This is a genomic window from Nonomuraea basaltis (assembly GCF_005893125.1).
In the GTDB taxonomy this organism is placed as follows: Bacteria; Actinomycetota; Actinomycetes; order Streptosporangiales; family Streptosporangiaceae; genus Nonomuraea; species Nonomuraea basaltis.
Genome location: NZ_VCJS01000393.1, coordinates 1 through 6,636 on the forward strand (window position 1 = coordinate 1; position 6,636 = coordinate 6,636).

The following is a 6,636-nucleotide window of genomic DNA, read 5'->3' on the forward strand; positions in this document are numbered from 1 at the left end:
GGCCAGGTGGGGGAGTGGCGGGGGCTGTGTCCGGGGCGCGCGGTGACGGCGCCGTCGTGGACGCTTCGCGGGAGGCCAAGAAGGAGCTGGGCGCCGGCTACCTGCAGTCGCTGGCCCGCGGCCTGGCCGTGCTGGTGGCGCTCGGCGCGGTCTCCGGCGGCTCCACCCTGGCCGACGCCGCCAGGGCCACCGGGCAGCCGCGCGCGACCGTGCGCCGCGCGATCCAGACCCTGGAACGCCTCGGCTACGTGGCCGCCGAGGGCGCCCGCTTCGTGCTGCTGCCCAAGGTCCTGGAGCTCGGGTACGCCCACCTGTCCGGCCGCGCCTTCCGCACGGTCGTGCAACCGCACCTGGCGGACCTGGTGGCCCGCGTCCACGAGTCGGCCTCGGTCGCCGTGCTGTCCGGCGACGACATCGTCTACCTGGCCCGCGTGCCGACCGAGCGCATCATGAGCGTCGACATCACCGTCGGCACCCGCTTCCCGGCGTACGCGACCTCGATGGGCCGGGTCCTCCTGGCCGACCAGCCGGAGGAGCGGCTGGACAACATCACCCCCAGGCGGCTGTCCCGCCACACCGTCACCACCACCGCCGAGCTCAAGGCGGCCGTCCGGCGGGCCGCCGCGGACGGGTACGCCCTGGTCGACCAGGAGCTGGAGGAGGGCGTGCGCTCGCTCGCCGTCCCCATCCGCGACCGCGCCGGACGGGTGGTCGCGGCCGTCAACGTAGCCACGCACGCCAGCCGCGCCACCCCCGCCGACCTGGTACGCGACATCCTGCCCGCGCTCCGGGAGACCGCCGCCCGCATGGAGGCCGACCTCGCGTACGTCCACGGCCCGTCCTGGAACGGCTCCCTCCCCGAGACCGCGCGCCTCGGTCGCTGATCCGTCAACTGCAGGGGATAGCGGTCGGGCCGGATGGGCAGCAGCGTTCCAACCGCACGTGGTCGTCCGTCGCCAGCGTCGACTCGTCGATCTCTACGCCCCACCCCGGCCCGGACCACACGCTCGCCACCCCGGCCGCCGACGAGGGCGCCGCCGTGATCTCCCTGCCGGGCGGCCGGGGTCGAGGTCGTGGGCTACACGCCCCTCAGAACGTCACCAGCGGGTCGCCGACGAAGTCGGCGACGGAGTTGACGAAGAAGAAGCCGAAGAACAGGAAGTTGAGCACGAGGACGACGTAGTGCCAGGGCCGGGGGCGGGCCGGGCGCGGAAGCCTGCTGTTGAGGTACATCAGCAGGAACGGATAGATCAGCGCGCCCAGGTTCGACATGTTGCCCGACCACTCCACCAGGCCGACCGGCAGCCCCTGGAAGATGATGATCGAGATGATGATCAGCAGTACCAGCATGAACGGGTAGTAGAAGCGGCGCGGGTCGCCCTGGATCCTGCGGCGCAGGCGGGGGCTGGTGGCGTTGGCGGCGTCCGTCGTCACCCGCACCATCGCCTCGAAGATGCCCAGCTGCGTGGAGAACAGGATCAGCACGCCGAGCGCGAGCGCGACGTAGAACGCCGTCCGCCCGTACTCGTCGCCGAGCGCGCTGGCCACGAACGTGGGGACGTTCGCGCGCGTGGGCGTCTGACCGGACATGGCGACCGCCTGCCGCATGAGAATCGTGGGCAGCAGCATGCCGAGGATCGCGCCGACGAAGAAGACGCCCCACATGTCGATCATCAGCAGCCGGTACCACCTGCGCCAGAGCCCCCGGTTGCGCTCGTCGTCAGGGAACGTCACGCCGCTGGCCAGGACCTCGCGCCGCTCGCCGCGCAGGCCCGCGATGAAGCCGACGCGGTGGCCCATGCCGTAGCCCTTGTCGCGGTAGTGGCCCATCACGTACCAGTTCAGCCCCGACGCGAGCGCGGTGAAGCCGGCCAGGGCGCCGAGCTGGGTCGCGGTGATCCCAGGAGGCGGGGCGGCCGGGGTGACGAAGCCGCGGATGCCCTCCCACCACAGGCTGAACGGCACCACGAGCAGGTCCACCGCCAGCAGCGCGATGAGGATGGCGCCGACCATCACCCAGTTCACCAGCTCCAGCGTGCGGCTGATCCGACGGGCGGCGGCGGTGATGAGGAACACCAGCACCAGCAGCCCGACGGCCCACCAGCGCGGCTCCAGGTCGCCGGCGGCCGCCGGCACGCCGTGGACCAGCGCGTAGACGCCCTGCCCGGCCGACGCGGCCCAGCCTCCCGCGATGAACGCGAAGATCACCACGAAGACCGACAGCGGCACCCAGAGCGGCCAGCCCGGCGGCACCCGTCCCCAGCCGACGACCGGCGTCTCGCCGGTGGCGACGACGTACCGGGAGCACTCGACGTTGTAGAAGGTCTGCAGCACCGCCGACACGAGGATGACCCAGCCGACGCCGACGAAGCCGTACTGGCCGACGTTCAGCGGGCCGAGCAGCCACTCGCCGCTGCCGATCGAGATGCCGAGCGCGATCAGGCTGGGGCCGACGGCGTACTTGAACAGTTCCTTGGGGCCGATCTTGGAGACCTTGAAGACCTCCTCCGGCGTGGGCAGGTCGGCGACTTCGAGATCCGGGCGGCTGACTCCGAGTGGGTGCGACATGTCACTGCCTCCTGCCGTTCAGGGTGATCCCGAACCGCGGTGGCAGCAAGACCCAATGGGCAACGGAGTGGTCAGGCGTGCTGGAGGAGCGACGAGATATTCTGCGCGTGGCGTTACACCGCGTTGCAGGAGTTGCTCCATAAAGTGATGTCGTAACTGCGGCGAGAGGTCAGCGGCGGCCCCTGCGACACGTGGGCCCGGCGGGGCCGTTGGCCGCCGCTCACTCTCGGCAGGCCGGCTACCGGTCGACGATCTCGTTCTTGCCGATGACCACGACCCCGCTCCGGGTCAGCGCGAACCGGGTGCGGTCGTAGTCCAGGTCGAAGCCGATCCGCGCCCCGTCCGGGATCACCACGTTCTTGTCGATGATCGCCTTGCGCACGATCGCGCCCCGCCCGACCTTGACGTTCTCCATCAGCACCGAGTCCTCCACCAGCGCGTGCGAGTGGATCATGACCTTGGGCGACAGGATCGACCTGACCGCCGTGCCGCCGGAGACGATCACCCCGGGGGAGACCAGCGAGTCGAGTGCCCGCCCCACCCGGTCACCCTCGTTGTGCACGAACTTGGCCGGCGGCAGCGGGTCGTGCCCGGTGAAGATCGGCCACTTGTCGTTGTAGAGGTTGAACACCGGATGCGCCGAGATGAGGTCCATGTGGGCCTCGTAGTACGCGTCCAGCGTCCCCACGTCACGCCAGTAGCCCCGGTCGCGCTCGCTCGACCCCGGCACGATGTTGTTCGCGAAGTCGTACACGTCGGCGCCGCCCGACTTGACCAGCATCGGGATGATGTTGCCGCCCAGGTCGTGCTTGCTGGTCGGGTCCAGCGCGTCCTCCCGCAGTGCGTCGATCATCGACTGCGTCTTGAACACGTAGTTGCCCATCGAGGCGTACACCTCGTCGGGGGAGTCCGCCAGCCCCACCGCGTCCTTGGGCTTCTCCCTGAACGCGACGATCCTGCGTCCCTCGGGGTCGGTCTCGATCACGCCGAACTGGTCGGCCAGCGACAGCGGCTGCCTGATCGCCGCCACCGTCACGTCGGAGCCGGAGTCCTCGTGCTGCTCGACCATCTGGCGCGGGTCCATGCGATAGATGTGGTCGGCGCCGAACACGATCACGTGCTCGGGCATCTCGTCGTAGATCAGGTTCAGGTTCTGGAACAGCGCGTCCGCCGAGCCGGAGAACCACCGCGGCCCCAGCCGCTGCTGCGCGGGCACGGGCGTCACGTAGTTGCCCAGCATCGCCGACAGCCGCCAGGTGCGCGAGACGTGCCGGTCCAGACTGTGGTTCTTGTACTGGGTCAGTACAACGATCTGCAGGAAGCCGCCGTTCGCGAGGTTCGACAGCACGAAATCTACGAGCCGATATATCCCCCCGAACGGCACTGCCGGTTTCGCCCGATCCGCCGTGAGCGGCATGAGCCTCTTGCCCTCTCCACCTGCCAGCACAACCGCAAGTACCCTCCGGGACCTCATGCCCGAACGCTACCCTCAAATGGCCGATCTATCGACGAATCACGGCACGGATACCCTCCTTCGTGTCCAGATTTGCTATCTAATGCCCTGTTCGGTGTTGCCGAGCCTGGGCTTGTCGATGTGTTCCCTATGCTGAGGTCGATCATGAGTGCAAATCCGCGACCTGCGGTGTGCCGCCGGACACGGCCCCCGTAAGGTCGTGTCATGCGTGTTGATCTGCTCAGCCGGGAGTATCCGCCCGAGGTGTACGGCGGCGCCGGGGTGCACATGGAATACCTGGCCAGGGAGCTGCGCCGGCTGGCCGACGTACGGGTGCGCTGCTTCGGCGCCGACCGGGACGAGCCGGGCGTCTCCGCCTACCGGGTGCCCGGCGGGCTGCAGGGCGCCAACGCCGCCCTGCAGGTGCTCGGCGTCGACCTGGAGATGGCTGCCGCCTGCGCCGGCGCCGACGTCGTGCACTCCCACACCTGGTACGCCAACTTTGCCGGGCATGTCGCGAAGATGCTCCACGGGATCCCGCACGTGATCACCACGCACAGCCTGGAGCCGCTGCGGCCGTGGAAGGCCGAGCAGCTCGGCGGCGGCTACACGATCTCGTCGTGGGCCGAGCGGACCGCCCTGGCCGCCGCGGACGCGGTGATCGCGGTCTCGGAGGGCATGCGGCGCGACGTCCTGGCCGCCTACCCCGAGATCCCGCCGGGCAAGGTCACCGTCATCCACAACGGCATCGACACCGCGGAATACGCCCCCGACCCCGGCCTGGACGTGCTGAAGAAGCACGGCGTCGACCCGCGCAGGCCGTACGTCATCTTCGTGGGCCGCATCACCCGCCAGAAGGGCCTGGTCCACCTCCTGCACGCGGCGCGCTCCTTCGGCCGGGACGCCCAGCTCGTGCTGTGCGCGGGCGCGCCCGACACGCCCGAGATCGCCGCCGAGGTGACGCAGCTCGTACGCGACCTCGACCGCGACGGCGTCTTCTGGATCCAGGAGATGCTGCCCAAGCCCGAGGTGATCCAGCTGCTGACGCACGCGACGGTGTTCGTGTGCCCGTCGGTCTACGAGCCGATGGGCATCGTGAACCTGGAGGCGATGGCCTGCGAGACGGCCGTGGTCGCGACGGCCACGGGAGGCATCCCCGAGGTGGTCGCCAACGGGGAGACGGGCCTGCTCGTGCCGATCTCCCAGGGCGCCGACGGCACTCCGCACGACCCGGAGAGGTTCGCCGCGGACCTGGCCGGCTGCGTCAACACGCTGCTCGGGAATCCCGCCCGGGCGCGGGCGATGGGTGAGGCGGGCCGGGCCAGGGCCGTCGAGCACTTCTCCTGGGAACGCATCGCCCACCGCACCCTGGATCTGTACGCGGACCTGCGGGCATAGAGATCACACGAGTCCCCTGCGGTTGGCCTGGGCGCCCGCCTGGAAGCGGGTCTCGGCGTTCAGCTCGTCCAGCAGGTGGCGCAGGCGGCGGCGCAGGCTGCGCGGGCTGGTGCCGAGCTGGCGGGCGATGGCGTCGTCCTTCAGCCCGGCCGCCAGCAGCGCCAGCAGCCGGCGATCCTCTGTGCCGACGGAGCTCGGCTCCGACGCGTCCCGCTCCTCGCCGGCAGTCTCCAGCGCGCCGGGCTCCTGCCACAGCCCCGGCCGCACCGGCAGCGCCTCCCGCCACAGGCGCTCGAACAGCTCCACCAGGGCCACCACCATGGTGGACCCCCTGATCAGCACGCCGCGCGTGAGCGGCGGGTCCATGTGCAGCGGCATGACCGCTCGCCGCCGGTCGACGAGCGCCATCTTGAACGGCAGCCGGGGCAGGATCCGCGCCTCCTCGCCCGCCTTGATCAGATTGCCCACCTCGTCGAACGCCCCCGCGTGGTCGAACGCCTCCGGCGTGTAGATGGTCCGGTAGCGGACGCCTTTGTTGAGCAGGCCGGTCTGCAGCGGGTTGTGATAGTCCAGCACGTACGGGGGCCGATCGAAGGTCAGCACCTCCTCCTTGGCCTCCTGCTGCAGCCGGACGTACCACCGGGCCTGTTCCTCGGGCCCCGCCAGGACCTCGAACTGGCCGCCCTCCTCCGGGTTCTGCCCGACGGTGCGGAAGGCGGCCTCCAGCTCGTCGGCCGTGTCGGTGAGCCGGTCCAGCTCGCTCTGCAGCCCGCGCACCAGCGAGCGGATCGCGGTCCCCGGATTCGTCGCCGTCCACCGGGGCGAGCGCCCCCACAGGCGGCTGACCAGCCCCCTGGCGCGCAGCCTGGTCAGCGACGACTGGACGCGGCCCGGGCTCTCCCCGCTCCTCATCACGAGCTCCTGGACCGTGATGCCGGGACAGGCCAGCACCCCGCGGTAGACCCGCTCGTCGAACGCGCTGATCCCCACGACCTCCAGCGCCCGGCCATCATCAAGCATGCCCACGATCTTGGCCACTTCCGGCAGCCGCCGCAATAGGCCAGCCGATCACCTTGTCACCAAATTTGACGAACAAATAGAAATCACGATGTGCTTCAGAAATCTGCCCTTCTGGGCGTCGTGATAGCGGCCGTGGTCGTGGCCGCCACGCCGGTCCAGGCGGCACCCACCCCCGCCCCTCTCTCTTATACACATCT

Annotated in this window: 5 protein-coding genes; 2 read left to right on the forward strand and 3 right to left on the reverse strand. The window is 70.1% G+C overall.

Going from position 1 to position 6,636, the window contains the following annotated elements; translation table 11 throughout:
- Positions 1 to 128: 128 nt before the first annotated feature.
- The gene (locus tag EJK15_RS66395) at positions 129 to 884 is read left to right on the forward strand and encodes an IclR family transcriptional regulator domain-containing protein (RefSeq protein ID WP_338089973.1); all 756 of its coding nucleotides are present in this window, start codon (positions 129 to 131) and stop codon (positions 882 to 884) included.
- A 205-nt stretch (positions 885 to 1,089) separates the two neighbouring features.
- Here the strand turns inward: EJK15_RS66395 and EJK15_RS66400 are convergent, their stop codons facing one another.
- On the reverse strand, positions 1,090 to 2,568 hold the full coding sequence (locus tag EJK15_RS66400) for an Nramp family divalent metal transporter (protein ID WP_138720455.1): 1,479 nt from the start codon (positions 2,566 to 2,568) through the stop codon (positions 1,090 to 1,092).
- Between the two features lie 238 nt (positions 2,569 to 2,806).
- Positions 2,807 to 4,042, reverse strand: a complete 1,236-nt coding sequence (glgC, locus tag EJK15_RS66405; RefSeq protein WP_138720456.1) for a glucose-1-phosphate adenylyltransferase — start codon at positions 4,040 to 4,042, stop codon at positions 2,807 to 2,809.
- Positions 4,043 to 4,246: 204 nt separating this feature from the next.
- On the opposite strand from glgC, the gene glgA reads away from it, so the two are divergent.
- Positions 4,247 to 5,419, forward strand: coding sequence for a glycogen synthase (gene glgA, locus EJK15_RS66410; protein ID WP_138720457.1), 1,173 nt, complete (start codon positions 4,247 to 4,249; stop codon positions 5,417 to 5,419).
- 3 nt (positions 5,420 to 5,422) lie between these two features.
- Here the strand turns inward: glgA and EJK15_RS66415 are convergent, their stop codons facing one another.
- Complete coding sequence (locus tag EJK15_RS66415; protein ID WP_138720458.1) at positions 5,423 to 6,439, reverse strand: TrmB family transcriptional regulator; 1,017 nt, start codon at positions 6,437 to 6,439, stop codon at positions 5,423 to 5,425.
- Between the last annotated feature and the right edge of the window lie 197 nt (positions 6,440 to 6,636).